At 61.6% G+C, this 4,383-nt stretch carries 3 protein-coding genes; 2 read left to right on the plus strand and 1 reads right to left on the minus strand.

Annotation, left to right across the window (positions count from 1 at the left end; genetic code table 11):
- The coding region (locus AC1DUU_RS24435) for a hypothetical protein (protein WP_476785968.1) at positions 1-186 on the minus strand (186 nt) is incomplete at its 3' end.
- Positions 187-302: 116 nt separating this feature from the next.
- Here AC1DUU_RS24435 and AC1DUU_RS24440 point away from each other — a divergent pair.
- Entirely contained in the window at positions 303-2,363 is a 2,061-nt protein-coding gene (locus AC1DUU_RS24440; protein ID WP_476785969.1) for a hydantoinase/oxoprolinase family protein, read from the plus strand.
- A gap of 43 nt (positions 2,364-2,406) precedes the next feature.
- Positions 2,407-4,383: hydantoinase B/oxoprolinase family protein (locus AC1DUU_RS24445; RefSeq protein ID WP_476785970.1), on the plus strand; the 1,977-nt coding region annotated here is incomplete at its 3' end.

A 4,383-nucleotide genomic window follows, 5' to 3' on the forward strand; every position in this document is an offset into this window, starting at 1 on the left:
TCTCGGATGATCATTGGCATCAGGCCTGCGACGATGCGGGCTGAGAACAGAGCAAAAAGGCTCCTGCGGGTCATCTCCGCCGGAGCCTTTTTGCGTTTTATCACCACTGCGCTGCGCCCGACTTTTCTTCGGCTCCGCAGACAGCAACGACGCTGACAATACCCATTGCCGCTTGGAGCGACGCAAGTCTCTCCTACCAAAAAATCCCTGAGATTCCTGTCGGATCCCAGACGTGCGGAGCTTTGTCAAAACGGTCCGCGCGGCGGAGCACAAAACAACATCAGCCTGAGGAGGAACTGGACGTGAATAAAGTTGAGACGTTTGGCACTGCGGTGCGCGTGGCCTGCGATGTGGGCGGCACATTTACCGACGTGTGCATCCTGAATGAGGCGTCCGGCAAGATACATGTCGCCAAGACGCCGACGACGCCGGATCCGATAGACGGTGTGCTCAAGGGCATCGAAGCGGGCGGTGTCGCCCTTCGCGACATCATCCTGTTCTCGCATGGTACGACGCTAGCCACGAACGCGTTGATCACCCGCCGTTTCCCGCCCGCCATCATGGTCACGACCAAGGGTTTTCGCGACGTCATCGAAATCCGGCGCGGCACGCGTGACGATCTCTGGGACACGTACAAGGAAATGGCCCCGCCCTATCTGCCGCGCCGCGACCGCCTAGTGGTCACCGAGCGCATCGACTACTCGGGCAAGGTCATTGAGGGCGTCAATGAAGCCGAGGCGCGTGAACTCGCCCGGGTCATCAGGAAGCGCAATGTCAACAACATTGCCATCTGCTTTGTGAATTCCTTTGTCAATCCCGAGAATGAGCAGCGGATGCGCGACATCCTGCTTGACGAATTGCCCGGCGTTTCAATTTCGCTGTCGAGTGACATCATGCCTGAAATCTTCGAGCATGAACGCTTCAACACCACAGTCGCCAACACCGTGCTTGGACCGGTCGCGGGACAATATGGCGCCGAGCTCGAAAGCCGCATGCAGGACGGCGGCTATGCCGGCGACGTGCTGCTGCTCCATTCGGGCGGCGGCGTGATGACCGCCAAGGGCGCCACCAAGTTCGCAGCGCGCCTCGCCGCTTCCGGTATCGCCGCCGGCGCGATCGCAAGCCGCTTCATCTCCGAACTGGCCGGGTACAAGAACTCGATCAGCCTCGACATGGGCGGCACCAGCACCGACATCAGCCTTTGCTCTGATGGCCACCTCCACGTCACCAACGACTGGCATGTCGAATACGGCTATCCGATTCGCTTCCCAAGTATCGAGGTGCTGACCATCGGCGCCGGCGGCGGCTCGCTGGCCTGGCGCGACGCGGCCGGTGCACTTCGCAACGGACCGCAATCCGCGGGCTCGACGCCGGGACCGGTCTGCTACAACCAGGGCGGGACGGAGCCGACAAACTGCGACGCCAACGTGTTTCTCGGTCGCTTGGGAACCAAGCTCGCCGGCGGCAAGGTCGAACTTGACATCAAGCTTGCGGAAAGCGCCATCAACCGCGTCATCGCTGAACCTTTCGGCATGGATGCGGAGCAAGCGGCACTTTCGATCCTCAAGGTCGCGAACGCCAACATGGCTGACGCCGTTCGCCTGGTCTCGCTGCGCAAGGGTTACGACCCACGCGACTTCGCGCTGGTCGCCTTCGGCGGTGCGGGTGCGTTGCACGGCGTGGCTCTGGCTCGGGATCTGTACATCCCTGTCGTCCTGATCCCGCCGAACCCTGGYGTCACCTCGGCAATGGGCTGCCTGCTCGTCGACATCACTCACGACATCACGCAGATGTACACCGATACGGTCAGCGACATCGACATGGCCGAACTCAACAATGCCTTCCGCCTCTTGGAGGAAGACGGTCACGACCGCCTGTTGAGCGAGGATATCTCTCCTGAGCAGATGCTGTTCCAGCGCTACATCGACATGCGTTATCTCGGCCAGTGGCGTTCGATGTCGATCCCGGTGAGCGCCGACATCACCAACCTTGATGAGGCGGTCAAGCAGTTCCATGAGGAACATGGCCGCGAGCACAACTACTCCAGGCCCGACGCCCCGGTCGAGGTGTGCCGCATCCAAGTCAAGGCCACCGGCCTCAACCGCAAGGCGGAACTGGCGAAACACGAACTACGCAAGGCCCCGCTCCCGGCTCCGGTCGGCGAACGCCTGGTGCGGTTCGACGAAGCGCCCGAGCGCATCCAGACGCCGATCTACGACCGCTCGACCCTCCATGCAGGCGCGGTTGTCGTTGGGCCCGCGATCATCGACCAGCTCGACTCCACCATCGTCGTGCCACCCGGGATCAAGGCCGAAGTGGATGAGTACCTGATCATCAGGATGCACGTTCCGCAGCAGTCCTGAACCACGCACCTATCGCCACACAAATTTGAATTGGAGATTGGAAATGGCACCGAAAAAAGATCGCCGTACGCTCGATCCAGTTACCTTCGAAGTTCTGAAGAACGCCTACGTCAACATCGTCGACCAGATGGCAGAGCAGATCCTGCGCACCTGCTACTCGTTCGTAATCTACTCCCGCGACTTCTCCTCGGCCCTGTGCGACCCGACCGGAGACACGATCATGCAAGGCAGCGGCGATATCGCCGCTCACGTCGGCACGCTTCATTTGACCGCCAAGGCGGTGATCAAGAAGTTCGGCAACGACGTTCATCCAGGTGACGTCTTCGTCATCAACGACGTCTACCAAGGCGGAACCCACTTCAACGACACCCGCCTGTTCGCGCCAATGTTCTACAAGGGTGAACTCCTTGGCTACGCTCAGGCCAACGGCCATTGGGCGGATGTYGGCGGTGCCGTGCCCGGTTCGTTCAATGTGAATGCGCTCGATCACATGGCCGAAGGCCTGCGCATCACGCCGGTCAGGGTCTACAGCAAGGGCGTCTATCTCTCCGACGTCGCCGAGCTTATCGCCCACAACACGCGCGCGCCCAGTGACATCATCGGCGACCTCCAGGCGCAGGCGGAAGCTTGCCGTCTTGCCGAACGCGAGGTCCAGCGCCTGTGCGACAAATATGGCGTCGACACGATCAAGAAGTCGTTCAACGAGGTCCAGGACTACGTCGAGGATATGACGCGCCAGCGCATCTCCGATTTGCCTGATGGTACCTGGGAGACCATCGATTACATTGACGTTGACCCTGACCTTGGCGAAGGTCTTGTCCCCATCAAGGTGAAGATGACCATCGATGGCGACCGCGTCCACTATGACCTGACCGGATCGCATCCCAAGTCTGTCGGTTCATTCCTGAACTGTTGCTACGGCGGCGCATTCGCCGCAGTGGTTGCCGGAACGAAAATGCAGTCACCGGACATTCCGATGAACTCCGGCTTCTACCGCGTGGTAACAGTCGATGCCGGCCCGCTCGGCTCGGTCGTCAATGCCGAATGGCCCACCCCGGTCGCCGGCTTCGCTTCCGGGCCGTTCGAAAAGATCATGAACGCGGTCTTCGAGCTCTGGGCGGAGGTCCTGCCGGAACGCGCGATGGCCTGCACCTTCAACCTCGACTATCTGCTGATCGGCGGCCGCGACACGCGTCACGAAGGCAAGCCCTACTTCATGTGGTACGACTGGATGGTCGGCGGCTGGGGGGCGCGAAACGGCCGCGACGGCTGGGCGGCAACTGGCCCGGTGTTCGGCGTCCAGCTCGGAACCCAGCCCTTCGAAGGCCAGGAGCGGCTGTCGCCTGTGTTGACCACCTGCCACGAGCTGATGACCGATTCCGGTGGCCCTGGCGAGTTCCGCGGCGGTCTTGGCGTCCAGAAGGGCGGCACGCTTTACGCCTGCGAACGCACCGTGGTGTCCTATTGCTGCGACCGCGAACGCTCAATCACCTGGGGCCTGTGGGGCGGATTGCCCTCCATCCCGCACGGTGTCTGGGTCAATCCTGGGCAAGAGACGGAGCGCTACCTTGGCTCCCTCTTCTCCGGTGTGCCGCTGCAGCAAGGCGACACCGTCCAGCGCCCCTCGGCCGGCGGTGGTGGTCTTGGCGATCCCCTCAAGCGCGATATCAAGAGTGTGCTCGGTGACGTGGTCGAAGGCTACGTTTCGGTGGAGCGGGCCAAGAAGGACTACGGCGTTGTCGTCCATGTCGTGGATATCGATCTCGACGAATACAAGATCGACGAGAACGCCACGCTCGCCGAACGGGCGCGCATCGCCAGCCATCGCAAGGAATGGCTGCACGAAGACGCCGAGAAGATCGCCGCACTTTATCGCGACAAGAAGCTCAACATGCTCGATCTGATTCGCCAGTACGGCGTGATCGTCGACTGGGGCTCGGGCGAGCTTCTTCCCAAGACCACCGCTGAGTTCCGCGAGATGCTGAAGCGGCGGACGGTTCCCTACTGGACGGCATCGGGC

The organism is Aminobacter sp. P4_H6_2 (genome assembly GCF_056400805.1).